Source organism: Treponema sp. (assembly GCF_024696245.1).
Taxonomy (GTDB): domain Bacteria; phylum Spirochaetota; class Spirochaetia; order Treponematales; family Treponemataceae; genus Treponema_D.
In genome coordinates, this window is the sequence record NZ_JAILGZ010000053.1 from 12,893 (window position 1) to 39,175 (window position 26,283).

The 26,283-nt window shown below is 37.8% G+C and carries 26 protein-coding genes; 13 read left to right on the forward strand and 13 right to left on the reverse strand.

The window, feature by feature from the left end; all coding sequences use genetic code 11:
* Positions 1–16: 16 nt before the first annotated feature.
* From rfbB to K6D58_RS03655, 3 genes are read left to right on the forward strand one after another with little or no spacing between them, the layout of a single operon-like run.
* Complete coding sequence (gene rfbB, locus K6D58_RS03645) at positions 17–1,129, forward strand: dTDP-glucose 4,6-dehydratase (protein WP_296827714.1); 1,113 nt, start codon at positions 17–19, stop codon at positions 1,127–1,129.
* Position 1,130: 1 nt separating this feature from the next.
* The gene (locus K6D58_RS03650) at positions 1,131–2,456 is read left to right on the forward strand and encodes a hypothetical protein (RefSeq protein WP_296827715.1); all 1,326 of its coding nucleotides are present in this window, start codon (positions 1,131–1,133) and stop codon (positions 2,454–2,456) included.
* 9 nt (positions 2,457–2,465) lie between these two features.
* Positions 2,466–4,019 (forward strand): MBOAT family O-acyltransferase, encoded by a 1,554-nt coding sequence (locus K6D58_RS03655; protein WP_296827718.1) that lies wholly within the window; start codon positions 2,466–2,468, stop codon positions 4,017–4,019.
* A gap of 10 nt (positions 4,020–4,029) precedes the next feature.
* On the opposite strand, the gene K6D58_RS03660 is transcribed toward K6D58_RS03655, so the two are convergent.
* Entirely contained in the window at positions 4,030–4,893 is an 864-nt protein-coding gene (locus tag K6D58_RS03660) for a helix-turn-helix domain-containing protein (protein WP_296827720.1), read from the reverse strand.
* A gap of 74 nt (positions 4,894–4,967) precedes the next feature.
* Between K6D58_RS03660 and K6D58_RS03665 the strand changes: the two genes are divergently transcribed.
* The 3 genes from K6D58_RS03665 to K6D58_RS03675 are packed head-to-tail and all read left to right on the forward strand — an operon-like array spanning position 4,968 to position 7,888.
* Positions 4,968–6,488: an FGGY family carbohydrate kinase gene (locus tag K6D58_RS03665; RefSeq protein WP_296827721.1), complete on the forward strand. Its 1,521-nt coding sequence runs from the start codon at positions 4,968–4,970 to the stop codon at positions 6,486–6,488.
* A gap of 1 nt (position 6,489) precedes the next feature.
* Positions 6,490–7,317 (forward strand): rhamnulose-1-phosphate aldolase, encoded by an 828-nt coding sequence (gene rhaD / locus K6D58_RS03670; protein WP_296827724.1) that lies wholly within the window; start codon positions 6,490–6,492, stop codon positions 7,315–7,317.
* Between the two features lie 13 nt (positions 7,318–7,330).
* Positions 7,331–7,888 carry a flavin reductase family protein gene (locus K6D58_RS03675; protein ID WP_296827728.1) on the forward strand — a complete coding sequence of 186 codons (558 nt, stop codon included), beginning with the start codon at positions 7,331–7,333 and terminating at the stop codon, positions 7,886–7,888.
* Between the two features lie 75 nt (positions 7,889–7,963).
* Here the strand turns inward: K6D58_RS03675 and K6D58_RS03680 are convergent, their stop codons facing one another.
* From K6D58_RS03680 to K6D58_RS03720, 9 genes are all read right to left on the reverse strand, one after another.
* A complete protein-coding gene (locus K6D58_RS03680; RefSeq protein ID WP_296827730.1) occupies positions 7,964–8,497 on the reverse strand; it encodes a 3-isopropylmalate dehydratase small subunit in 534 nt (177 codons plus the stop codon).
* Between the two features lie 88 nt (positions 8,498–8,585).
* A complete protein-coding gene (locus tag K6D58_RS03685) occupies positions 8,586–9,872 on the reverse strand; it encodes a 3-isopropylmalate dehydratase large subunit (RefSeq protein WP_296827732.1) in 1,287 nt (428 codons plus the stop codon).
* A 95-nt stretch (positions 9,873–9,967) separates the two neighbouring features.
* Entirely contained in the window at positions 9,968–10,918 is a 951-nt protein-coding gene (locus K6D58_RS03690; protein ID WP_296827734.1) for a D-2-hydroxyacid dehydrogenase, read from the reverse strand.
* Positions 10,919–10,943: 25 nt separating this feature from the next.
* Entirely contained in the window at positions 10,944–11,144 is a 201-nt protein-coding gene (locus tag K6D58_RS03695) for a heavy metal translocating P-type ATPase (protein ID WP_296827737.1), read from the reverse strand.
* Positions 11,145–11,224: 80 nt separating this feature from the next.
* Positions 11,225–12,265 (reverse strand): dual-specificity RNA methyltransferase RlmN, encoded by a 1,041-nt coding sequence (gene rlmN / locus K6D58_RS03700; protein WP_296827740.1) that lies wholly within the window; start codon positions 12,263–12,265, stop codon positions 11,225–11,227.
* A 17-nt stretch (positions 12,266–12,282) separates the two neighbouring features.
* On the reverse strand, positions 12,283–13,404 hold the full coding sequence (locus tag K6D58_RS03705) for a tetratricopeptide repeat protein (RefSeq protein ID WP_296827772.1): 1,122 nt from the start codon (positions 13,402–13,404) through the stop codon (positions 12,283–12,285).
* Between the two features lie 41 nt (positions 13,405–13,445).
* The gene (locus K6D58_RS03710) at positions 13,446–13,787 is read right to left on the reverse strand and encodes a hypothetical protein (RefSeq protein ID WP_296827742.1); all 342 of its coding nucleotides are present in this window, start codon (positions 13,785–13,787) and stop codon (positions 13,446–13,448) included.
* A 23-nt stretch (positions 13,788–13,810) separates the two neighbouring features.
* Positions 13,811–14,380: a 16S rRNA (guanine(966)-N(2))-methyltransferase RsmD gene (gene rsmD, locus K6D58_RS03715; protein ID WP_296827745.1), complete on the reverse strand. Its 570-nt coding sequence runs from the start codon at positions 14,378–14,380 to the stop codon at positions 13,811–13,813.
* A gap of 9 nt (positions 14,381–14,389) precedes the next feature.
* Positions 14,390–16,012: an ankyrin repeat domain-containing protein gene (locus tag K6D58_RS03720; RefSeq protein ID WP_296827747.1), complete on the reverse strand. Its 1,623-nt coding sequence runs from the start codon at positions 16,010–16,012 to the stop codon at positions 14,390–14,392.
* Between the two features lie 152 nt (positions 16,013–16,164).
* On the opposite strand from K6D58_RS03720, the gene rpsF reads away from it, so the two are divergent.
* The 5 genes from rpsF to dnaB all read left to right on the forward strand — a co-directional run bounded on the left by rpsF (position 16,165) and on the right by dnaB (position 19,431).
* Positions 16,165–16,455, forward strand: a complete 291-nt coding sequence (gene rpsF, locus K6D58_RS03725) for a 30S ribosomal protein S6 (protein ID WP_296827750.1) — start codon at positions 16,165–16,167, stop codon at positions 16,453–16,455.
* Positions 16,456–16,489: 34 nt separating this feature from the next.
* Positions 16,490–16,990, forward strand: coding sequence for a single-stranded DNA-binding protein (ssb, locus tag K6D58_RS03730; protein ID WP_296827751.1), 501 nt, complete (start codon positions 16,490–16,492; stop codon positions 16,988–16,990).
* Between the two features lie 35 nt (positions 16,991–17,025).
* Complete coding sequence (gene rpsR, locus K6D58_RS03735; protein ID WP_296827754.1) at positions 17,026–17,349, forward strand: 30S ribosomal protein S18; 324 nt, start codon at positions 17,026–17,028, stop codon at positions 17,347–17,349.
* Between the two features lie 70 nt (positions 17,350–17,419).
* A complete protein-coding gene (rplI, locus tag K6D58_RS03740) occupies positions 17,420–17,956 on the forward strand; it encodes a 50S ribosomal protein L9 (RefSeq protein WP_296827756.1) in 537 nt (178 codons plus the stop codon).
* A gap of 122 nt (positions 17,957–18,078) precedes the next feature.
* Positions 18,079–19,431 carry a replicative DNA helicase gene (gene dnaB, locus K6D58_RS03745; protein ID WP_296827759.1) on the forward strand — a complete coding sequence of 451 codons (1,353 nt, stop codon included), beginning with the start codon at positions 18,079–18,081 and terminating at the stop codon, positions 19,429–19,431.
* A 63-nt stretch (positions 19,432–19,494) separates the two neighbouring features.
* Here the strand turns inward: dnaB and K6D58_RS03750 are convergent, their stop codons facing one another.
* The 3 genes from K6D58_RS03750 to K6D58_RS03760 all read right to left on the reverse strand — a co-directional run bounded on the left by K6D58_RS03750 (position 19,495) and on the right by K6D58_RS03760 (position 24,230).
* On the reverse strand, positions 19,495–21,162 hold the full coding sequence (locus tag K6D58_RS03750) for a P83/100 family protein (RefSeq protein ID WP_296827762.1): 1,668 nt from the start codon (positions 21,160–21,162) through the stop codon (positions 19,495–19,497).
* Between the two features lie 66 nt (positions 21,163–21,228).
* Entirely contained in the window at positions 21,229–22,983 is a 1,755-nt protein-coding gene (locus K6D58_RS03755; protein ID WP_296827764.1) for an outer membrane protein assembly factor BamB family protein, read from the reverse strand.
* Positions 22,980–24,230, reverse strand: a complete 1,251-nt coding sequence (locus K6D58_RS03760; RefSeq protein ID WP_296827766.1) for a class I SAM-dependent RNA methyltransferase — start codon at positions 24,228–24,230, stop codon at positions 22,980–22,982. The genes K6D58_RS03755 and K6D58_RS03760 overlap by 4 nt, the downstream gene beginning before the upstream one ends.
* Before the next feature lie 58 nt (positions 24,231–24,288).
* Here K6D58_RS03760 and K6D58_RS03765 point away from each other — a divergent pair, with 58 nt between their 5' ends.
* Positions 24,289–25,227: an alpha/beta fold hydrolase gene (locus K6D58_RS03765; RefSeq protein ID WP_296827768.1), complete on the forward strand. Its 939-nt coding sequence runs from the start codon at positions 24,289–24,291 to the stop codon at positions 25,225–25,227.
* A gap of 59 nt (positions 25,228–25,286) precedes the next feature.
* A partial coding sequence (gene pcnB, locus K6D58_RS03770; protein ID WP_296827769.1) for a polynucleotide adenylyltransferase PcnB occupies positions 25,287–26,283 on the forward strand: 997 nt, incomplete at its 3' end.

Consider the following 26,283-nt stretch of genomic DNA (forward strand, 5'->3'; position numbering starts at 1 on the left):
TTTACGGAGATATATAATGTCAAGAAAACTTAAAAATGTTCTTGTAACCGGTGGTGCAGGTTTTATTGGTTCTAATTTTATAAACTATCTTTTAGGTTTAAGCGCCACATCTTCTCCTGAGTTTATGGATTCAGGTTTTACAGGAAGAATCATTAACGTAGACTGCCTTACTTATGCCGGTAATCCTGATAACCTTAAAATGGCTTCACAAATTAAAGACAGGTATATTTTTGAACAGGCAGACATATGTGACCGCAGTAAAATGGAAGAAATCTTTAAAAAGTATGACATTGATACAGTCGTACATTTTGCTGCAGAAAGTCATGTAGACCGTTCCATTCTTGGACCAGAAGCTTTTATTAAAACAAACGTAATGGGAACATTTACCCTTCTTGACATTGCAAGAAATTACTGGGGCATTTCCCTTGATAACAAGAGGGATGATGTAATATTCCATCATATTTCTACTGATGAAGTTTACGGTTCCCTTGGACCGGAAGGATACTTTACGGAAGAAACTCCTTATGATCCCCGTTCACCATATTCAAGTTCCAAGGCATCTTCTGATCATATTGCCATGGCTTATTATCATACCTACGGAATGCCTCTTACTCTTTCTAACTGCACAAATAATTACGGACCATACCAGTTTCCGGAAAAGCTTCTTCCTTTTATGATTTCAAACATTCGTGACGGAAAAAATCTTCCTGTTTACGGTCAGGGAAAAAATATCCGTGACTGGATTTATGTAGAAGATCACAATCGTGCTGTATGGCAGATTCTTAAAGATGGCCGCTATGGACAGAAGTACAACATTGGCGGAGAAAACGAGTGGCAGAATATTAACCTTCTTACTAAAGTTATTGAATTAACGGCTCCTCTTGTTGGTAAAAATCCTGAAGACGTTAAAAAATCCATTGTTTTTGTAAAGGACAGACCGGGACACGATGCCCGTTATGCAATTGACTGTACTAAAATAAAAAAGGAACTGGGCTGGGAAAGAAAAATGACTTTTGAACAGGGCCTTAACCTTACAGTTAACTGGTATCTTAACAATAAAGAATGGATGGACCGTATTTTAAGCGGCGAATATAAAAACTGGTTAAGTAAAAACTATCAAGGAAGATAAGATGACTTCTATCAGACAGAGAATAATAAAGGTTGTAATATTTACAGCAATACTTGCTTTACTCATCAATCTTACTGCATTAATTTTAAGGGATGATGCCCATTCTTATTCCAGGGTTATGATGCACGACCTTTATAATCAGCAACATATTGATTATCTGGTTTGCGGTGCCAGCCATGTTTCCCATGGAATAGATCCTAAAATCGTAGAAGAAAAACTTGGAAAGAATCTTTATAATGCAGGAACTCCTTCCCAGCATATTGACGGTACCTATGCAATTTTAAGGGACATCCTTAACCGCAATAAGGTTGATACAGTTTTTCTTGATATTGATAATGGAATTGCAGCTTCTACACCTTTTAAACAGAGAAAGGGTTTTAAATCTGAATATATTGTTTCCACATATCTTAAGGATTCCGGAATAAAATATGATTTTTATAAAGATATGTCACTTCCACAGTATTACCTTAATTCCTTTCTTCCAATCGGAAAAGACAAGCTTATAACTTTAGACCCTCTTGTTCTTTTTAATAAGGCTAAGTGTATATTCAACGGCTCTTACCAGAATTACAGATACAATGGCTGGTACCTTTATAAGGACGATGATGATTCAATTTATAAGGGCTGTGTTTACGAAAATAAATTTATAGAAGATTCTTCTTTTCATGATACAGCTGATGTTCCTATTATTATGGACAATGTAAGGGCAGGTGACTGGGATAAGACTGTAGATAAAATTATTGCCCTCTGTAAAGACACAAATACTAAACTGGTCTTTATTTCAATTCCGGCATCAGATTTTTATATTATGGGCAAGGGTAATTACGATGAATATTATTCCTATGCAAAAGCCTTTCTTAAAGAAAGGGGATATGATTATTACGACTTTAATTTTGTAAAAAAAGAGTTCCTTACATTTAATGACACAGAATTCCGTGATTCAAATCACCTTAACCACAAGGGAATTATAAAATTTACAGATATCTTCTGTGATTATTTTGCAGGAAAATATGATGGAGAAGATTTCTTTTACGATTCCTATAAAGAAAAAATCGCTGATATGCCGGAAAAGGTTTTTGGTGTAAAAGCTGACTTTGATACCTTAAAGCAGAATCTTCTTCTTAATCCAATTACCACCGGAATAGAAGCTGACCGCCTTACTTTTGATGTTACTGCTCAAACAGACGGTAAAGAAATTATTCTTGCAAAAAATACTTCTGAAACAAAAATTGCCCTGCCAGCTGCAAGCACAGGTCAGCTTAAGGTTACTTCTTATCTTGACGGCAATTCAGTTAACAGTTTTAAAATTAAATATATTTCATTTTAGGAAAAGTCCATGAGTTTTATTTCTTTTACTTTTGTAATATTTCTTATTTCTACATTAATTCTTTATTACCTTGTTCCTAAAAAGTTTCAGCTTGCACTTTTATGCATTGCAAACACAGTTTACTATTGTCTGTGGAATTACAAGAATTTAGTTTTTATAGTTTTTTCTGCCCTGGTTACTTTTTATGCTGCAAAATTAGTTTCTTATTTAAACGAGGGATTAAAGGCCCGCAAGGCCCTGGTAAGTAAAGATGAGTTTAAAGTATTAAAGGCTCAGACTTTAACAAAAAAGAGATTTGTTCTTGTAGGAATGCTTTTCTTAAATGCAGGTATGCTTATTCTTCTTAAGTATTATCTTGTTATTTTCAGTTCCATGTCTTTGATTCTTCCATTAGGTATTTCTTACTATACTTTACAAACTATTGCTTACTTTATGGATATTTATAACGGTAAGTATGCAAGGGAAGAAAACTTTTTTAAATACTACACATTTGTGTCTTTTTTCCCCCAGCTTTTAATGGGACCTTTTAACCGTTATGACGGACTCGGCCTTCAGCTTAAAAAAGAACACAACCTTAAATTTGAAAATTTTAAAAAAGGTCTTACAAGTATTCTCTATGGTGCCTTAAAAAAATACATCGTTGCAGACATGCTTGTTGTTAGAATCAGTGATATTTTTGATCCGGGCTATGTTAATCTTCCTGGAGCCTATATTGTTCTTGGAGTTTTCCTTTACGCCGTTTATCAGTACATGGATTTTTCCGGCGGTATAAACATGATTTTAGGTATTGCAAAACTCTTTGACATTAATATGCAGCCAAACTTCAGACAGCCATATTTTGCAACCAGCATTGCAGACTTCTGGCGCCGATGGCATATAAGTTTAGGTTTGTGGATGAAGGACTACATTTTTTATCCTCTTGCCTTTACAAAATTCATGCAGAAAATAAGTAAAAGCCTTAACTCTTCCGGTCATAAACATCTGGCAAGGACAATTCCGGCAGGTATTTCTAATCTGGTAGTTTTCTGTCTTGTAGGCCTCTGGCATGGTCCGGAACTTCATTTCCTTCTCTGGGGCCTTTATAACGGCCTTATTATTGCCATCAGTGATTTCTGTAAGCCTTTCTTTGACAAGGTAAATGCCTTCCTTCATATAAATGTAAAAGGCAAGGCCTTCCATGTTTTCAGAATTGTAAGAACCTTTATTCTTGTAACAATTGGCGGCTACTTTGACAGAATCGTTGACGTTAAGCAGTGCTTTACCTACATGAAAAATTCCATAGTTAACTTTGGTAATGTAAAGGAACTTTTTAAGGTTGTCAGTCTTTCCCAGGTCTTTGGTAATGTGGCAACTATTGGTTCCCAGCTTACTCTTGTTTTTATTGGCTGTATCACTGTATTTATCATCAGCTTTCTTAAAGAAAACAAGGTGGATGTTTACCAAAAGATTCAGCAGAAAAACATTGCCGTAAGATGGCTTTTTTATTATGTACCCATAATTCTTATTATGATTTCCTTTGCCTTCTCAGAAGCTGATTCAGAATTTATGTACGCCCAGTACTAGTTTTTTATTACTAATCTTTTACAGAAGAAAATTTCTGACGGTATTCGGAAGGTGTCATTCCCACAAATTTTTTAAAGCTGCGGGAAAAATAATTTGAATCATTAAAGCCGCACTGATAAGCGATTGTTGTTATGTCAGTGCTGCTTTCTGCAAGGGCAGTTGTTGCATAAAGCATACGGAGCTTGTTCTGATAAACAAAAGGGGAGTAGCCTGTAAGATGCTTAAAGGCCCTTAATACAGAACTTTCTGACATGGCTCCGATTTCCATTAAGTCCTGCATGCTTATATTCCTCTGGTAGTTTTTTTCCATATATTGAACAAGTATACTTGCACTGCTTTTTTTATTAACTGCAGGAAAGTCCGGATTCTCCTTAGCCCTTAATATATAAATGATAAGCTCTAATAAAAGGCAGTTAATTTTTATTTGTACAAGAGGCAGGTCCTGGGAAAATTCATTTTGAATTGAAGCAATTATTTCTTTAACTGCCAGCAGCTGTATTTTATTAAGATGTATTCTGCTTACAGAGGCCTTTTTACTTCTGGAATTAAAAGTGAAAAGTTCAGAATAAGAAGGAATCTTTGTTATCTCTTCATTTAAGTCATAAAAAAAATCCGGCCTTATCATTATATTCATAAGTTCCAGATCCTTTACTTCCGTATAGGAATGAAACTGGCCCGGATGAACACAAAGAAGGTCTCCTTCTGACAGTTCAAAGCTTTCTTTCTGGTCTGTGTGAATGCCTTTTCCTCTATAAATAACTACAAGTTCAAAAAAATCATGATTGTGCATTGGAAAAGGAGGCTGGGATTTTCTATATTCAAGATGGCAGCTTGCAGGTTCAGTCCAGAACTGCCTGGATAAAAGTTCTTTCATTCTTTGACGGAATTATGCTAATAAAAGCCATTGCCGTCAAGGTCTTTTTTTATGGCGGGACTAAACTAATAATTATGAAGTATGCTGTCTGCGTAATTGATATTGGCATGACCAATAAAAAGATTTCCATTTATGACCAGTCCCTTAATCAGATTGAATCTGCCTATCAGAATTTTGAAGGCAAAAAGGTTTCCTGCGAAAAAGATAATAAAACTATTCTCTGCCATGATATTGAAGGCATGAAGGAATGGTTTACTAAATGTATTTCTGACTTTGCAAAAAAATACCCGGTAAAAGCCATCAGCGTAACAACTCACGGTGCAACTTTTGTATGTACAGATGACCAGGGCAAACAGACACTTCCATGTGTTTTTTATACGGAAGACCCAGGAGAAGATTTTCAAAAAGAATTTTATTCCCTTTGCGGCAGTCCCCGGGATTTACAGAAGGAATGTCAGACACCACTTTTATCTTCCATGATTAACATGGCAAAAGGAATATTCTTTGCAAAAAGGTATTTTCCTCAAGGTTTTGCTGCTACAAAAAAAATCATAAGCTATCCCCAGTTCTGGACTTATTTTTTTACCGGAAACTTCTGTGCAGAAAGGACTTTTCTTGCCTGTCACACCTATCTCTGGAATCAGAATAAAGACAGCTATTCTTCAGTAGCTGATAAACTTGGCATCAGACAGCTGCTGTCCGATAACATAGCTGATACAATCAGTTTTCAGGGTACAATAACAGAAGATTTTGCTAAAAAAACAGGACTTTCTCAGGATGTCCAGGTTACAGCCGGCATACACGATTCAAATGCATCCCTTTTACCATATCTTGCCAAAGAAAATGATGACTTTATCCTTAACTCCACCGGAACCTGGTGCGTAAGCATGCATCCTTCAGCTGATGAAGATTTTACTCAGGAAGACATAGGTAAGGTTGTATTTTTTAACAGAAGTGCCCTTAATCAGAAAGTAAAGACTTCAATATTCCTTGGGGGAATGGAATTTGATTCCTATGTTAAGCTTTACCAGAAGTTAAGTGGTGACAGTGATTTTCCCCTTACAGACAAAGACACAATTAAAAAGCTTTTATTCCAAAAAGACCTTTTTATTCTGCCGGAAATAGTAAGGGGATCAGGACAGTTCCCTCAATCAAAGGCGGGCCTTCTTTACAAGGGTAATTTTTATCCTTATGAAGAGCTTGAAAATACTCCACAGATTAAGGAAATTATCTGCAATAAAAAAATCTTTATTGCCGCTGTTATAATTTCCCTTGTAATTCAGAGCCAGGTTGCCTTTAACAGAGCCGGCCTTAAAAACAATACTAAGATTTTTACGGAAGGTGGATTCAGAAAAAATAAGATGTATAATCTTCTTCTGTCTTCTGTATTAAAAAATAACCCCTGTTTTACTACAGATATAAGTGAAGCAACATCCTTCGGTTCTGCCATGACAGCTGTTATGGCTATGGAAGGAAAAAAATGCAGGGATCTGGAATCAGCTATCAGCATAGAATATAATGAAATTCCAAAAGAAGATTTCAGTGACTATGATGAATATAAAAAACTTTGGCTAAATGCTACTCAAGGAGAATAATATGAAAGCAATTGAAGCAGAATTCGTAAAAGGTTTCGTAAGAATGTGCTCAGACGGCTGGGAGCAGGGCTGGCACGAAAGAAACGGAGGAAACCTTTCCTACAGAATTAAGGACGAAGAAATTCAGAGCGTAAAGGATGACCTTAAATATGATGCACCCTGGCAGGATATTGGAACATCAGTTCCTCAGCTTGCTAAAGAATACTTTCTTGTAACAGGAAGCGGTAAGTTTATGCGTAACGTTCCCCTTGATCCTGCTGCAAACATTTGTATTGTTGAACTTGACGATAAGGGAGAAAAATTCAGAATCGTCTGGGGTCTTGTAAATGGTGGAAGACCTACAAGTGAACTTCCAACCCACCTTATGAATCACGAAGTTAAAAAGCTTGCCAGCAATGGAAAGCACCGTGTTATTTACCATGCTCACTGTACAAACCTTATTGCCCTTACATTTGTTCTTCCACTTAAAGATGAAGTATTTACCCGCGAACTCTGGGAAAGCGCCACAGAATGCCCTGTAGTATTCCCTGCAGGTGTAGGTGTTGTTGAATGGATGGTTCCTGGTGGTAGGGAAATCGCTGTTGCTACAAGCCGCCTTATGAAAAAATACGATGTAGCAGTTTGGGCACACCATGGACTTTTCTGTTCAGGAGAAGACTTTGACATTACCTTCGGCCTTATGCACACAGTAGAAAAGGCAGCAGAAATCCTTGTAAAAGTACTTTCTATCCGTCCTGATAAGCTTCAGACTATTGAACCTGATGGATTCAGACAGTTGGCAAAAGATTTTAAAGTAACACTTCCGGAGGAATTCCTGTATAATAAATAATAAGGAGTTCTTAATGAAAAAATCTTTTGGTAAACAGACATTTATGTATCCAATGCCAGTCCTGATTATTGCAACTTATGATCAGGATGGTAAAGCCGATGCAATGAATGCTGCATGGGGCGGAATCCACGATACAAATCAGATTGGTATCTGCCTTAGCCCTGAACATAAAACTGTAGCAAATATTCTTGCAAATAAAGAATTTACAGTCAGTATGGCAGATGCTTCTCATGTAGCTCAGTGCGATTATGTTGGAATTGTTTCTGCTAATACAGAAAGTGATAAAATCAAAAAATCAGGTTTTACACTTTCTAAGGCAGAAAATGTAAATGCACCTGTTATAAATGAACTTGCCATGTGTCTTGAATGCCGCATGGTAAGCTATGACCAGGCATCAGGCTATATGGTAGCAGATATTGTTAACGTAAGCTGCGAAGAAGATGCCCTTACAGATGGAAAAATTGATATTTCCAAGGTTAATCCCCTTATTTTTGATCCTGTAAGTCATGGTTATTATAAAACCGGAGAAAGGGCAGGTAATGCCTTTAAGGATGGTATGGCCTTAAAATAAAGGCAAAAAAAAACTGCACTTAAGCCTAAAAAAGCTAAGTGCAGTTTTTTTTTGTTTTAGCAGTTATTCACTGTCTTAGTAATTTTTGTCTGCGTATCCGATCCAGCCTTCATTTTCAATAAGGGCCTTTTCAAATCCTTCCAGCTTAAATACATAACTCTTGGAAAGGGAACCTGCAATAAGCTTTACCTTCCAGTTTCCGTCTTCCTTTTCTTCGATTTTGCATTCAGTTTCCTTATCAGCAAAAGTATGGAACATATCATCAATGTCCTTTTTGCTCATATCAAGGGCCAGAAGACCACAGTTGTACATATTCTGTCTGAAAATACGTGCAAAGTTAATGGCAATTACAGTGTAAATACCGTTAACTTCAAGAGCCCATGGAGCATGTTCACGTGAAGAACCGCATCCAAAATTTTCTCTGGTAATGATAACTTTCTTGCCTGCAATATCAGACTTTGGGTTAAATCCGTCAAGCTTAAGGTCCTCAAGCAAGTAAGGTTTAAGTGCCTGCTTTGTGTTTTCAGTAAGATACTTAGCAGGAATTATTTCGTCAGTATTAATATCTGAGCGATCCAAGAAAAGAACCTGTCCACCAAACTGTTTCATAGTTATTCCTCTTAATAATTTCTAACCCGGTTTAAACCAGATAATTTAGATTATAGCAGATGTCTGCCTAATTTGGTACAGAAAATTTTCAGCCTTTGTAAAGTTCTGAATTTGCAATAGTTCCTGTAATAGCAGTAGCAGCAGCACTTGCAGGGCTCATAAGGTGAACCATTCCGCCTTTACCCATGCGTCCGTTAAAGTTGCGGTTTGTTGTAGAAGCACAAACTTCTCCTTCTGCAAGAACACCGTTAGACATACCAAGACAGGCACCACAGGTTGGGTTAGTAACACAGAAACCTGCATCCATAAAGATAGAAATAAGTCCTTCATCAAGGGCCATTTTGTAAATAAGTGGTGTAGCAGGGCTTACAATACCACGTACTCCCTTAGCAAGCTTGTGTCCCTTAAGAATCTGAGCTGCAACCCTGAGATCAGAAATACGTCCGTTTGTACATGAACCGATGTAAACCTGGTTAACTTTAGTTCCCTTCATTTCGGAAATCTTTTTAATCTGATCAGGCTTATATTCAACTGTACAAAGTGGTTCAAGGTCAGAAAGGTCAAATGTATAAACCTTTTCATATTCAGCATCTGGATCGTCTACCCATTTAGAATAATCTTTAAGGGCATCTTCTTTTGAAGCATATTCGTCTTTAATAAATGGCCAGAGGTATTCAACTGTAGTCATGTCAGGGAAACAGATACCGCTTGTGGCACCTGCTTCTACAGCCATGTTACAGATAGTCATACGTTCTTCCATAGACATTTTATCTACGATAGGACCTGTAAATTCAGTAACGCAGTTAGTAGCACCGTTTACACCAATCTGTCCGATAAGGAAAAGAATAACGTCTTTAGCATATACACCAGGTTTAAGCTGGCCGTTAAGAACAAACTTAATTGCCTTTGGTTCACGGAATGAACAAACACCCTTAAGAATACCAACTTCAAGGTCAGTAGTTCCTACACCGGCTGCAAATGCACCAAATGCACCGTGAGTACAAGTATGGCTGTCTCCCATGATTACTGTAAATCCAGGACGTACAAAACCTTTTTCAGGGAAAATTGCATGACATACACCGTTTGCACCAATATCAAAGAAATCCTTAATATCATTGCGGTCAGCCCATTCACGGAGAATCTTTTCCTGAAGGGCGCATTTTGAATCTTTAGCAGGTGTAACATGGTCAATTACAGCCTTGATTTTTGTAGGGTCAAAAACCCTGTCCTTATTACGCTCCATAAGATCATTAATTGCGATTGGAGTTGTAATTTCATGGCAGAATACCCTGTCAAGCTTAAGAACGTTTGTTCCAGGGAATGGCTGTTCAACCATATGAGCTTCAAAAATTTTCTGAGCTATTGTCTTTCCCATAAATATACCTCGAATGTTTCTATTAAAAATAACTCATTCATTGTATTTTTTTTTATGGAAAGTGGCAAGTGACTAACTTAAATCATTTCCTTACTTCAGGAAACAACATTAACCGGACTGCCTTTAATCCATGAATCAAGGTTATTGATTACTATATCAAGAAGTCTTTTTCTGGTTTCAAGAGGGGCCCAGGCAATGTGAGGAGTAAGTATACAGTTTTTTGCCTTAAGAAGGGGATTATCCGCCCTCATAGGTTCTTCCTTTACTACGTCAGCGCCGTAACCTTTAAGCTGACCATTATTAAGCATGTCAGCAAGGTCTTTTTCATTTACAAGACCACCTCTGGCTGTATTAATGAGTATGGTTTCAGGACCTGCGATTTTAGAAAGCAGATCCTTATTGAACATTTCTTCGTTATCTTTTGTTAAAGGGCAGTGGAGGCTTATAAAATCACATCCCTTAAGGCCTTCAAGTCCTACAGCTCTAACATTATCATCCTGAGCCCTCTGGCTTTTATTTACTGTAACTACATCCATACCAAAGGCCCTGGCAATTTTTGCAACCCTGGAACCAATGTTTCCATAACCTGCAATACCAAGCTTTTTACCGTCAAGTTCTGCAAGTGGTGCATTCCAGTAGCAGAAATCCGGAGAAGATGTCCATTGTCCCTTAAAAACACTTTCTGAATGCTCGGTAACCCTGTTGGTAAAGGCTGTAATAAGGGCAAATACATGCTGGGCTACTGCGGCAGTAGAATATGAAGGAACATTTGTTACGGTAACATTATGTTTTCTGCAGGCATCAAGATCTACAACATTATAACCTGTAGCCTGAATGCCAATATATTTTAAAGAAGGGCAGGCTTTAAGAATATCTTCCGTAATTTTAATTTTATTCATGATGACAACATCACTGTCACCAATTCTTGTAATAACGTCTTTTTCTTCTGTACGGGGGTAAACAAAAACAGCCCCAAATCGTTCAAAAGACTTATAGCTTAAGTCTCCGGGATTCAGAGCATGTCCATCTAATATAGTAATTTTCATTTAATGCTATAATTTAGTAAGGTAATCAGCCTAATACTGTAACACCAGCAGATTCAATTGCGGCATTAATGGCATCTTCAGAAGCTCCATCAAAATCAACGCAAACCTGACATTTTGCAACAGTTGAAACACAAGCTGTAACGCCTGCAACGCCTTTTACTGCGGCATCAACTTTTGCTGCTGTTCCATCGTCATCCATTCCTGTGACATAAATTTTTTTCTGCATGGTTCACCTCACTAGTAATGTTATCTTTACAATTATATGTTGAACAATTTAAATTAGCAATACTTGAGAAATTGGAGATTTTAAACCTCTGACTTAGTCTTTTCCAGGGTAGTACGCCCCAGCTGACCGCAGGCTCCTCCAATTTTTGTTCCCCTTCTTTTTCTAAGGTTTACATTTATATGGTGCTTTTCAAGTATAGCAACAAAATTTTCACATTCCCTGTAGTCAGGAGTTTTAAAATCCAGTCCCGGTACAGGATTCCATGGAATAAGGTTAACGTAAACGTCAATACCTCTGGCAAATTCAACCATGCGCATGGCACTTTCCTGGCTGGTGTTTTTTCCAGAAAGGAGGGCTGCTTCTAAAGTTACTCTCTGACCGGTTTTTTCTGCATAATAGGCTATGGCCTTTTTTAATTCCGGCAGGGGATTGCCCTTAGTTACAGGCATAAGTTGTGTCCTTAAGTCCGGATCTGCAGTTGTAAGTGAAATTGCCAGCCTCATTTTAGGACCTTTATCTGCCAGGTCATAGATGCCGCTGATTATTCCGCTGGTACTTAAAGTAATCCTTCTTGAACTTAAAGCCCGTCCGTTTTTATCTGTAAGTACAGCTACAGCCTTTCTGATTGCTTCAAGGTTCTGCATAGGTTCACCCATACCCATAAAGACAATGTTGTCCAGGGTACCGGCTTCTTTTTCCATATACATAAACTCTTCTACAATTTCTCCTGCCGTAAGGTTTCTGGCAAGACCCAGCTGACCTGTCTGACAAAAGGCGCATTTCATTCCACAGCCGGCCTGACAGCTTACACAGGCAGTTTTTCTTCCTTCCTTGTCTGTAAGAAGAACGGTTTCTATAGCCCTTCCGTCCTCAAGGGTAATCTGAAGCTTTATTGTACCGTCAGGATCATGTAAGGTCTGGGATATTGAAGAAGAGTAGATGACAGCTTTTTCTTCAAGAAGTGCCCTGGTATCTTTATCAAGATTTTTCATCTGATCAAAAGTTCCGGCACCTTTATAAATCCACTGATATATTTGTTTTGCCCTGAAGGCCTGTTTAAGAGACAGTTTTTCTGCTATCTCCTGAGGAAAAAGACCTGTAAGAATAATTTTATCTGACATAATTGTTCAGGATTAAATCATTCTCCCTTGATTTTTGCAAGCAGTTCATTAACATTCTGATTTTTGATTCCAAATCTCTGGAATGATTCAAGAGTGCTTATGGCATCTGCCTTACGGTTCATTTTAAGATAGCAGTCTGCAAGATCAAGATAAAGCCTGTAATTCTTTTCGTCGTCCCTGATAAGGCTGGAGAATCTTTTTGCAGCTTCTTCGTATTTACCTTCACCTTTACAGATAAGGGCAAGACCCATTGCAGCATAGATATCAAAGTCTATGTTCATGGCCCTGTTGTAATATTCTGCAGCTGTAGAGTAATCACCAAGATTACGGTAAGCATCTCCTGTTCTTGTAAGGATAACTTTATTTTTAGGATCGATTTCAAGAATACGGTTCCAGTAATCAATAGACCTGAACTGCTGGTTCATTCCACGGTAGCAGTCTGCAATACCAAAGAGGGCATAGAAGTTATTAGGATCCATTTCAAGGGCACGTTCAAAATAAGGAAGTCCCTGTTCAAAGGTCTTAAGCTTTCTATGGCAGTTACCTATGGAAGTAAGAACCCTGATGTCAACATGAGATGGAGGAGCATCAAGCATACGGGTCCAATAGTAAAGGGCATCCTTGTACTCCTTAAAGTCGTAGTGAAGATGACCAAGACCAATTAAAGCGTAGGCATTGTTCTGTTCCATATCCAGAACCTGCAGGTAAAGTTCCTTTGACTTACGGAAATCCCTGATTTTACGGTAAGCATCTGCAACACGGGTAAGGACTGTAATATTCCTGTCATCGTGAATAAGATACTGTTCCCAGATTTCTATTGCCTTGTGGAACTGATTTAATGCCTTGTAACAGTCAGCAAGACCAAAGAGGGCGTAATTATTGCCCGGGTGGCATGCAAGACACTTGCTGTAATGTCTGATTGCCTGATTAAAATTACCCCTTTTACGTTCACAGTCTCCTAAACCTACAAGGGCATAGTTATTATTTGCTTCAATATCAAGAATCTTGCTGAATGCATTAATTGCTTCCTGTGTAAGGTTTTCCTTTAAGAGCTGATATCCTCTTTTTGATAATTCGCTGATTTCTTTTGCTGTTGAATCTTCGTTCATGCCCTGTTCGATAAATTCGCCCTGAGTCATGTCGTATTCGTTCTGGTTTTCTGTTTTCATTTTTTACCTCGTTATTCGTCTTTCAACATTACTGAAACAACGGATGCTATTTTTTCTATAATCGGGGCGCTTTTACGCTGATTGTGTGCAAGTGTATACATCCTGATGGCGTTCATGTAATCTTTTTTTTCAAGATACTTGTCACCTGTACGGCTTAAACCATCAGAATATCCTGTTGTAACATAGATGCGTTCGGCCATATCGAATTTGCCTTCGTTGAACAGTACGTTAGCTCTTCTGTTCAGTGCAACTTTCTGCTGGTCAGAAAGAGGTGCGGTCTGAAAATCTGTAGTTTTTATAAAACCACGGGAACCTTGTTTCTGTTCTATAGCCTTTTTTAAATTTTCATCCATATACTTAATTAAAGTTTAACTTGTTATTCTGATTTGTCAAGTTTTTGTTGAAAAGTATAAAAATGAACTATGGATCTGCCATATATTCTTTTATCTTTTAAAACAAGACCTTCTGTTTCTTCCGGTAAAGGATCTTCTGAAGGAAAGTGAATCAGCAGGGTGCCATTCTCTTTAAGAAGCTTTCTTTTGCCAATAGTTTCAAGTAATTCCTTCCTGAATTTATAAGGAAAGGGCGGGTCAAGAAAAATATAGTCAAAGGATTCCTTGCATCTTTTTAAGAAGAGTTCAACTGCCATAAAATGACATTTAATCCTTACTCCAAATTCTTCCGTCATGGCAACATTTTCAAAAACTGTCTTAGCCTTTGATTTGTCCATTTCACACAGGGTTACCTGACTTGCTCCATGAGAAGCTGCTTCGATAGCAATTGTTCCTGAGCCTGAAAATAAATCAAGAAAGGATTTTCCTTCAAGATATGGACCAATTATATCAAAGATAGACTCCCTCATTCGGTCCATAGCCGGTCTTATGGCCATTTTTCCGTTAGGAGTACGGGTTTGTCTTCCCTTTAATTTACCACCTGTTATTCTCATCTTTTTATCCTAGCGTGCAGAACTGTTAAGTGCCCAGTAAACATCGTCATGCTTAAGGTTGGAATTAAGTTTTGCATAATCAAAAGCTGTCTTTCCTTCATGATCCTGAATTCCTGGTTTTGCACCGTTGTCCATAAGGATTTTTATTACATGTGTTGAAGAGCCATACTGAGCTGCATACATAAGTGGTGTTTTTCCCTTCCAGAGTCTGTTAAGGGGAATATCCAGATCAAGGAAAACCTGCATTTTGGCTTCCCTTACATGAGATTCTCCCTGACTGCTGGTAACGGTCATTATAAAGGCTCTGTAAACTTCATCTTCTGTTATTGTACGGTCTTTAAGAAGAACCTTAATTATCTGAGGATTCTGGGAATAATCTGCAGCCATAAGAAGGGGAGTTGCGTTGTATTTGTTTCTTACCCTTATATGAGCACCCTTATCAATGAGACGGTTTATAATTGAAAGGCTGTTCTGATAACGGCAGGCATACATTAAGGCAGACCATCCGTCCTTATCCCTTAAGTTAGGATCTGCACCGCTTTTAAGGAGGTTTTCAACGTCCCAGTCATTTCCGGCTTTTGCAGCCTTCATCAGAAGTGTAACTCCGTTTTTATCTGCAGCATCAGGATTTTCTATGGTAAATATTTTCTTTTCTTCTTCCTGAATCTGTTCTTCTGTATTTAAAGCAAAGTCATAAAGGTAGGTATTTGAATAAGATTTATAGCTTTCAGTTTTTTTTGGAGCTGGTTTTTCTTCTTTTTCCGTAGGAATTTCCGGAATAATAACATCAGGATTAACATTTGGTACTTCTTCTTTTTCAGGAATATCTTCTTCAACCTGACTTTCCTGGTTATCACCGGAAACAATTACTGGTGTTACAGTGTAGGTAATTTTATCTGCATCACCGGAACTGATTCTTTTTACATCATCTTCATTATTTTCTACAGGAGTATTTTCTGCAGGACTTTCTTCAACACTTTCTACCGGATTTTCCTGAGGAGGAATTTCTTCTGCCAGACTCTCTTCTTCCTGCTGAACTTCAGGAACTTCTTCTTTAATTTCTTCTTTTTCAGCTTCTTCCGCTGCTTTTTTTGCAGCCTTTGCTTTTTTAGCTTCTTCTTTTTCTAGTTTTTTTTGAACTACAACTTCAGGATCATCAGTAAAAGATGTAAGGACAGGATAAACTTCTTCGTAATTAGGATTTTCCTTTACATGATCAAAGCAGCTTTTTCCTGAATCATCTTTTTTTGTAAGGCGGTCATCAATACCAATACCAAAAACTGTTCCAAATTTAATTATATATTTTACGGCTTTAGGGTCAGTTACGTAACGGCAGGCATACATTACGGAAGTTCTGCCGTCCTTGGACATGGTTGTTACGTCTATACCGCAGAGTGAAGCAGTCTTTATAATGTCATAGGGCCTGTTATTGTGAAGTACAAGCATAAGGAAATTTTCCCTGTTGGAACCAAAAAGTCTGGTATAAAGTCTGTCATCACTTTTAACGGCGTCTTTAATTTCTTTTGCGCTTCCTTCAGCTGCAAGCTTTACATAATCAACAGCTGCCTCTTCAGAAATAACTGAGGAAAAGGTAAATGAGAGCATCAATAATATAGTAATAATTTTTTTCATAATCATTTTTTATTATAAAATAGTTCATTGTAAAAAACAACTGATTACTTATTATAGCTGTCGTTGACTTAATGTTCTTATTCTGATATCTTAAAGCTCCCCTTGGAACAGCGTATGCCGTTCCCATTTTAGACCATAAGGAGAAACATACGATGAGAAAGTATGAACTTATGACAATTTATCCTGTAGAGGATGAAAAGTACAATGATGGTATTGCTACACTTAAAGCAGACCTGGCAAAATTCGGTGCAGAAATCGAAAAGGAAGAACCATACGGTGACCGCGACCTTACTTACGAAGTAAAGAAGCTTAACCGCGGAAGATTCGTTCTTCTTAACATCAAGGCTAACCCTTCAAAAATTGCTGAACTTGATGCAGCATTTAAATTCAACAAGAACCTTCTTAAATATCTTTTCGTATTAAAAGAAGAAAAAAAAGCATAAGCTGAATCACTAATACACCTTTTCGGAGTTAAAAATGGCAAGAGTTTCAGATTTAAATTGTGTAATCCTTATTGGAAACTTAACAAGAGATGCAGAAATGTCTTTTATGAACAATGGCAATGCTGTAGTTAATTTTTCAATTGCGATTAACCGCAGTAAAAAAGATGGTGATCAGTGGGTGAGTGAAGCAAATTATTTTGAAGTAGCTTACTTTGGAAAACCGGCTGAAGCTGTAAAGCCTTATCTTACAAAAGGTAAAAAGATTGCGGTACAGGGGTCCCTTAAACAGGACAGATGGGAAAAAGACGGTCAGAAATTCAGCAAGGTAAGAATTGTTGCTGATTCCGTTCAGCTTATTGGCGGACGTTCTGATGGTGAAGATATGTCGTCTTCAGGGGGCTATCAGGCAAGACCTTCTTTTACTCAGAGACCTCAGGCAGCTTCAATGCCACAGAACGATTTTTATGATGGTTCTGCAGGTCCGGAATCTTTCGGCGGTGACAACGGTGGCTTCTCAGAAGATATACCGTTCTAAACAGCCCTAACACTTAAAATTTCAGGAGAAATACTATGGCAGACGAAACAAATGAATCTGTAGAAATGAAAGAAGAAGTTACACAGGAACAGCTTCAGGACTCAGGACGTGAGGACGAAGTTCGTGGTGGACGCAATGGTAAGGGAAAGGCTTTCTTCCACAAGAAGGTTTGCCGTTTCTGCGCTAACAAAGGCACAATCGATTACAAAGACAGCGATGCTCTTCGCCGTTACACAACAGAACGCGGTAAGATTCTTCCACGCCGCATTACTGGTACATGTGCTAAGCACCAGAAGGAACTTGCAGTAGCAATCAAACGTGCACGTGCAATCTGCCTTCTTCCATACGTTGCTGACTAATAAAAAAAATCTAAATAAGGCCGTGGCTTACTCCTGGTAACACTGGCCTCAAAAATAATAGGAGCTTGAAATGAAAGTTATTCTTTATACAGACGTTAAACACCTTGGTGAAATGGGTGATGTTAAAAATGTTGCAGCTGGTTATGCACGCAACTTCCTTTTTCCACGTTCATTGGCTGTACCTTACAACGATGAAACAGTAGCTTACTTTGAATCAAAGAAAGAAGAAATCGAAGCTCGTAAGGCTCAGAAGAGAGAAGAAAGCAAGTCTCTTAAAGAGAAGCTTGAAGCTCTTTCTATTGAACTTACAATGCCAGCTGGTTCAAACGGCAAACTTTACGGTGCTGTTACAAACCTTACACTTGCTAACTGGTTTGATGCTAACGGATTCGATATTGAAAGAAAAAAGATCGAAATCCCTGGTGCTACTTTCAAACAGGTTGGAAAATACACATTCAAGGTTCATCTTTATGAAACAACAGTTGCAGAAGTAAATCTTGTAATTCTTGCTCAGAAGACAGAAGAATCTGAAGGTGAAAAAAAGCCTTCTAAGAAAGAAGCTAAAAAAGAAGAAGCTCCAGCAGCAGAAGAAGCAAAAGCTGAGTAATTTCAGTTAATGCTTAAAGGAACCGCATGAGATATTCTTATGCGGTTTTTTTTTGCTTTATTATATGGTATTCTAGCATATAATATTAAAATTCATGGTTTTTAAGTAAGAGGAAAATAGTTATGGAACTTAAAGATAAAATTCCCCCTCATAATCTTGAAGCAGAACAGGCTGTTTTAGGTGCCATCCTTATTAACTGGGATGCCCTGGGAAACGTTGTATCTTTTTTAAATGAATCCGATTTTTACAGCCAGCAGAATCAGCTTATTTACAAGGCTATAAGAAAATTATCTGTTGATGGTGTAAGGGGAGATCTTCTTACCATTATTGAAGAACTTAAAAGAACTGGTGAGCTTGATAAATCCGGCGGTATGTCCTATGTTTCTTCACTTTTTGACGTAGTTCCAACCTCTGCAAACCTTGAAAGTTACGCTCATATTGTACATGACCTGGCCATAAGGCGTAATCTTATAAATATCTCTCAGGAAATCAAAGCTGAAAGTTTTGATGAAACAAAGCCCTGTCGTGCGGTTCTTGAAGACTGTGAAAAAAAGATTTTTGATATTACTGATGCAAATCAGACAACCCAGGTTAAATTTATGCAGGATGTCATCAGTAAAACCATCAACATGATTGATACCCGCTATAAAAATCACAATGCCCTTTCAGGCATACCTTCAGGCTTTAATGATCTGGATACTATGACAAACGGCTTCCAGAAAGGAGAAATGACTATTGTAGGTGCAAGACCTTCTATGGGTAAAACAGCTCTTGCCCTGTCTATAATGGAACATATAGCTATAGAAAAAAATATACCCTGTGGTTTCTTTTCTCTTGAAATGTCTGCTGAACAGATTTGTCAGCGTCTTCTTTCTCAGGTTGCCAGAATTCCAAGTCAGAAGTTACGAAGCGGTTTTCTTCAAATGAGTGATTTTAAGAAACTTCAGGATGCTGCAGGTTTAACTTTTAATGCTCCTCTTTATATTGTTGATACACCAAATATGAAACTTCTTGATTTAAGGGCTATGGCACGTCGTCTTAAAGCAAAACAAAAGGTAGAAATCATTTTTATTGACTATATTGGTCTTATTTCCAGTGAGCAGGAAGGAACACCTGTATATGAACAGCAGTCCCTTATTTCCAAATCATTAAAAAGCCTTGCCCGTGAACTTGATATTCCTCTTGTAGTTTTGTGTCAGGTTGCCCGTGATGCAGAAGGTAATGAACCAACTCTTGCACAATTAAGGGGTTCCGGTTCCATTGAACAGGATGCTGATATGGTTATGTTTATTCACGGAGACAGAAAAAAGACAGCCGGTGCAGGCAGTGAATCTGGAGAAAGTGGAGAAAACGAAGGTGTTCTTGATAGAAAACTTGTAATAGCAAAGCAGCGTAACGGTCCTATTGGTGACGTAGAAGTGCTTTTTATTTCAAGTTATACAAAATTTGTAAACAAATCTAAAGAAAGGGATTAATAATAAAAAACCCTGTTTACCATGTAAAAGTAAACAGGGCCGGTTAATCAATTTCTGTTTATGTTATTTCTGATAACCTGTTGAATCTTTTGAAGAAGATGTATTTACTTCTGAAAGATCAGCAAGTTTAAGAAGTGAAATGTTTCCTTTTGCATTGGTTACGATAATACCCTGGGAAGTTACTGTAACAGGAGTTGCAGGGTTAACTTCTATCTGACTCTTAAGAAGAAGCTTAAGGTTTTTATCAAATTTACCAAGATAGTATTTACCGCTGTCATCAATGATACAGTAGTAATCACTTCCATTGTTTACAAGAACAGAATCCGGACTTACTGTTTCGTTGCTTTCTTTCTGAATTTCCATTTTAAATGCATCAAGAAGGCAAAGTTTTACGGCACCGTTCTTTGTATTTTCACCACAAATAGCAGCATAAACAAGGGAAAGGTCCAGTCCTTCCGGAGCATCTTCTATAACTGCTCCTTCTACAGGAAGAATTGTTCTTCCTCGGATTACAGTTACAGGTGATTCCTTTAAGGTTGAGCCGTCATTTCCGTCAACCCTGACCATTTTACTTAACTGCTGGCCTTCATCAGTAATTTTAAGACCTACAACAATATTTGGATTTGCTGCTTCTTTAATTGCTTCCTGAATAAGTTCCTGCTGGTCCTGAGCAATTTCCTGTCTTTCTTCCTGGGCTTCATCTGCTTTTTTATCTGCAAAAGCCTGATCTGCCTCAGCTTCTTCCCTGGCTTCATCTGCAGCTTCCTGCTGTTCCTGGGTATTCTGGGCTTCTTCATCAGCTTCTGCCTGTGCCTGATCAGCTTCTTTCTGAGCTTCTTCGGCTTCTTTCTGTGCCTGGGAATCAGATGGATCAGATTGAGCCTGAGCTTTCTTTTCATCAGCTACTTTCTGCTTCTGATCAGCTTTATCCTGAGCTTTCTTTTCTTTTTCTTTCTGCTCTGCCAGTTTTTTCTCTTCTTCCTGAGCTTTTTTAGAAGAAACCTGAGCTTTTTCTTCTGCAGCTTCAGCTTCCCTTTCCTTTATATCAACCATGTTTTTGCGTTCATCAACACCACGGTTATCTTCTTCCTGCATGGATTGAACCACAGACTTATCACTGATAACAGAAGTATCAACTGTAGAAAGTCCGCCATTAACATCATAGAGAGGAATAACAATCTGAGAGTTACCCGGCCAGTCACTGTATTTTGTACTTAAACCGCATTTTTCTGCAGAAAGGTTTTTAGTAACGTTTTCCTTGTATTTAGACTGGAATACATCCAGCTTTCCTCTGTAAACAGCATTATAAACAGTAACAAAAGTAGCAACCGTAGCTGCATCCTGTCTTGAATAGCCGTAAGCACTTTCAAGATAAGAAGCGATGATTCTTCTAAGGTTTTTGATGTGGTCTACAGATGCGTTGGAGTTAATTATAATAATATCTGCATCAAGTTTTTCTTTTGTATCAGGATCTACAGCATGAATAACTGTATATTTCTGATTTTTTCCAAATGTAGCATTTGAATCTACTGCTGAAGCAACCTGTTTACCAAGACCAGTACCAATGGCACTGATGGTGGAAGCACTTTCAACAACTGAATGTGGGCCAGTGTAGTTTTCAAAACGAATTACGTCTTCACTTCCTGCACTTTGAAGTTCTTCTTCGTTTACTTCAAGTGCAAAAGCAGAACAGGCAAGGGCAGCTGCAAAAGCCAGCAAAATTTTTTTCATAATTCCTCCAGGTGAATGTATATAATTTTAACACTCATAACTTATTTAATAAAGTAAAAAACTAACTTAGAATTTTAATTCCAGTATTTTTTCCATGGTTTTTCTTGCATATTCCTTAGTTTCATCTGCATAACGTCCCCCCATTATTCGGGCAATAATGTGCTTGCCTTTCTCAAGAAGAAGGGGTTTTCCCATAAAGCGGCAGATGGTAAAAGTTGAATCACATACAGACTTAAGCAGGGATGAATCATTATTCTTAATTTTGGAAAGGAGAAAATCAAAGGCATCAAGAAGTTCTCCATCCTGATCAAAAGCCAGATTCCCTGAATATGTAACAAGGCATAAAAGCAGGGAAGGATCATTTGTCTTTCTTAAAAGATGAACAAATCTTTTTTGGAACAGATTTAAGCCTGAATAAGAAGCTAATTCAATAATTTTCTGCGTATAGGAAAGATTCTGAATAAAATAGGAAGCTTCGTGATGGGAATTTTCCCTTACTGAATAATCCTGAGTTATCTGCCTTAATTCAGCTTCAAGGGCACTAAGATAAAAAGCTTCGTTTATAATCCTGTCCTTATTCTTTTTTTCTTTCTTAAAAAGAGTTTCAGCTTCTTCAATTTGAGAATCAGACAAAAGACGGCCGGTAAGGGTATTGGAAGGATTGCATTCCGGATAAAAAGATGAATAATCACAGATAGTTTTTTTATTTTGTGCAGATATATTTTTACCTGAAACTCCCATATTCATTCTGTAACCAAGAATACTCCAGGAAGTTGTACAGGTAACAAGATATCCTGTTTCTGTATAAAAAATAAAAGGGCAGGTTTTAGAAGAAAGTCTGGCCTTCCATGAAAGCTCTCCATCTTCATTAATACTAAGGGCATTACTGTTGTCACAAAGAAAAAGGGAATTCTTTTTTACTTCTGCTGCCTTTATTGAATTTAAATTTATGCTTTTATCTCCTGTAAGGGAAATTTCCCTTCTTTTACTTCCGTCGTCAGGATTTATAAAAACAGCCCTGCTTCCATAAATTAAGCAGGCGTCATTATTTTCTTCAGTTATGGCAATAAGGGGAATCCCGTTATCTGTATTATTTTTAAAAACCCAGCTGGAAACTGACTGACCATTTTTTACGCTGCAAAGACCTGCTGATTTATCTGTAAAAGTTATTATTACCCCCTGACTGAGGGAGCGGCAGAATACAGCCTGGCCCGAAAAAACAATATTTTCTTTTATTTCACCAAAGGGACTTATCCTGCAGGCTGTAGATTTTCCTTCATGAAGTTCAGTAAAAAAGACAAGGAGGGAACCATCGTTAAGCTGACAGAGGGGAAGGTTAAGGTTCTGTTCCTTTAAGTCCAGCTTCCATCGTAAAGTACCGTTTAATGAATAGGATGCGAGGGCTGATTTACCTCTTACAAAAACCCTGCCGTCCCTTCCGGTAAATGGATTTTCCTTTACTTCAAAGCCACAGTCCTTAGTCCATAAAAGCATTCCTTCAGGATTTAAAAGATTAAGCCTTTTACTTTTGGTAATGCACCAGATTAAATCACCGCAGCCTGTAGTAAAAAAGGGTGAAGTTCTATCCCTTAAACTTCGCTGCCATAGTAATTTTCCACTTGAAGTAAAGCCTGCATACATTTTTCCTTCGCAAAGGGCAGCGTAACCATAGCTTGTTTTTTGGGGAGGACAAATAATATTCCCCCCAGGAACCATAGTCCAGCCTGGATTTTCTTTATTAAGGTCAAAGAAAGAATAAGTCTGTGAACTTAAAGAAAAAGTAAGGGCTGTAAGTAAAATAAGTATGATGCTTTTTTTCATTTTTCAAACCAGGCTAGACTTTCTATGTGGCAGGTCTGGGGATAAAAATCAAGAAGGAAAAGTTTCTTAAGTTTATATCCTGCACGTATAAGAAATTTTGCATCCCTGGCATGAGTTGCAGCATTACAGGAAATACTTCTGATCTGTGGAATATCTGAAGCACATAACCACTGGCATACTGATTTTTCCATACCGCTTCTTGGAGGATCAATTACAACGGCGTCAAAATTATCTCCACTGCTAATACATTTTTCCGCATGATATTTTGTCCATACTTCTCCACTTACACCAAAGCTTTCATGTTTTTTTCCTGCAAGATTCTGTTCTGCAAAAACAAGGGCATCCCTGTTATGTTCAACCAGAGTTACTTTGTCAAAGTTATCTGCAAGAAAGACAGAGAAGGTTCCTGCACCGGCATACATATCAAGAACATTTTTACCGGAAAGTCCTCCTGTTACATAAGGAATGGTCTTTTCAAGAACATCAAGATTTGACTGAAAAAATCCCTGAACATCAAAATTAATTGATTTTCCATTAAGGGAGAGAGTACAGAAATTAGCAGGATTAATGGTAGTTCCTGCAAAACGTTTCTGAATCTTTTTTACCTTAGGAAGTTTTCTTCCTGTCGGAGTACGGTCTCTTTTACGTACAATTTCTTTTTGAACCTGAGGTCTTGTTTCTTCTGCAATAATAATTTTATCAAAACCTTCCGGAACAGAGGTAATTTTATCAGAGGCAAATACATGAACACGGCCATCAGGTCTCTGGTCAAATGGCACTTCAGAAAGATAATGGTTGATTTCTGGTACTGCACATGGACAGCTGTCTATGGGAACAATATTATTGCTGAATTTTTCCATTAATCCACCGTCATGAAACTGATATCGGGTTCTATACCCCTTATCTGCTCCTGATATAACTTCTATCTGCCCTGGATCTATACCTTCCCTTAAAAAAGTGTCTTTAAGAATCTGTGCCCTGTATTTTTCCTGAGCAGAAGGACTTATATGCTGAAGATTACAGCCTCCGCATTTTCCATAATACTTACAAAAGGGAATTGTTCTGTCTGGTGAAGCTTCAATTATTTCTGCTATTTTACCCCTGTAAAAATCACCGCAGTCCTGGGTAATTTCTACTTTTAATTTTTCACCAGGAATTGCATAGGGAATAAAAACTGTTTTTCCGTCAATTTTACTGATACAGTCTCCACCAAAGACCATTTTTTCGGTTATAATAGTTTCTGTCATTATCTTTCCAATATATCAGAAGATAATGTTATTTTAAAGAGCAGGTCCGGAGATAAAAATGAAGTACACCCTTGAACAGATTACAATGAGCGACAATAACATCAATGTTTTTCACAGCTGGATTCCAGAAGGCCAGGTAAAAGCCTGTGTAATTTTAAGCCATGGAATGAGGGAACATGTAAGCCGCTATCAGGGCCTTGCTAAAGAATTTTGTGATAAAGGTCTTGCTGTATTTGGAGAAGACCACAGGGGCCACGGAGAAACAGCCGCCCTTGCAGAAAAAAATGGAAATGGTCAGCTGGGCTATCTGGCAGATCATGACGGATTCTTTAGGGTTGTAGAAGATATCCATGAAGAAGTTCAGCTTATAAAAGAGAGATATCCCCAGAAAAAGGTTTTTATTATCGGACACAGTTTTGGTTCCTTTATTACTCAAGGTTATATTGAAAAATACGGTAATGAAGTTTCTGGTGCAATAATCTGCGGCAGTGCAGGGCCAAGACCTTTAACAGAGGCATTTGCAAAAATTATGGGTTCCCTTATTACAGCCGTAAAAGGCAGAAAAAAGCCCTCACCATTAATAGAAAAACTTGCCTTTGGTTCATATAATTCCAGAATCAAAAATCCCTATAGTCAGGTAGCATGGTTAACCCGCAATAATCAGATTATTGACCAGTATTTACAAGATCCCTGGTGTACTTTTGAATGCAGCACAGCTTTTTATAAGGATATGTTTACCGGCTTACGTGCAATTCACAAAAAAAAGGCAATGAAGATGATTCCTCAGGAACTTCCGGTCTATCTTATTGCCGGAACAGCAGACCCTGTTGGTTCATATTCAAAAACTGTAAGCCGTCTTTTTAAGGTTTATCATAAGAATGGTATTTCTGATTTAAGCATCAGTCTCTGGGAAGATTGCCGCCACGAACTCTACAATGAATTGAATGGAGAAGAAATAATAAAGGACAGTCTTGAATGGATTTTAGACAGGCTCTAAAGCCTCTCTTTCCTTATGTTCTTGATTAAATTTGACTTCAATACTAATATAAGTTCACTGTGTTATTTAGATATGGAACTGACGAAAAGGGACGACCTGTAAAAAAGGCCGTCATATATACTAAAGAAGAGCATAAGATTCAGCTCTCGCAAATTGACAGTGATGCACTCTTTGTTATAAGCAGGCTTAAGGATAACGGATTTTCAGCCTATATAGTTGGTGGTGCTGTAAGAGACCTTCTTATCGGAAAAACACCAAAAGATTTTGATATTGTAACAGATGCTACACCAAGCAGAATAAAAAGAATATTCAGAAATTCCCGCATTATTGGAAAACGTTTCCGCCTTGTTCATGTATTTTTTGGACAGAAAATATTTGAAGTATCTACCTTCCGTTCTACAGTTGCAGGTTCCGTTGGTAATGCTTTTGGAACAATGGATGAAGATGTAATGAGAAGGGATTTTTCCCTTAACGCCCTTTATTATGATCCATTCAGGCAGCAGATAATTGATTACGTTAATGGAGTTAAGGATATAAGGGCTAAAGTTGTTAAACCTATTATTCCAATGGACAGAATATTTGTAGAAGACCCGGTAAGAATGCTCAGGGCTGTTAAATATTCTGCAACTACAAAGTGTTCCCTTCCAAGATCCCTTAAGAAAAAAATCAGGGAATCATCATCCCTTTTATCTCCTGTTTCTCCATCAAGACTTACGGAAGAAGTACTTAAAATCATAAACTGTGGTTATTCATATGACGTTGTTTCGGCTGCCCTTGATACAGATTTATACGTTTATCTTCAGCCTGCAGCAACAAACCTTATGCTTGAAAACAAAAAATTTGCCAGCGCATATTTATCAAGCCTTAAGGAACTGGATAAGGCAGTAGCAGAAAATTCAGACTTAAAACTGGGAGATAAACTTTATTATATTTTAAAGGATTTTGTTTCTTCCCTGACTGACTGGTCAAAAGAGGCTAAAACTGCATCTGAATCTTCCGAACTCTTTAAGAGAACATGGGCAAGGTGCAGAAATTTTGTACTTCCTATGAATCCTC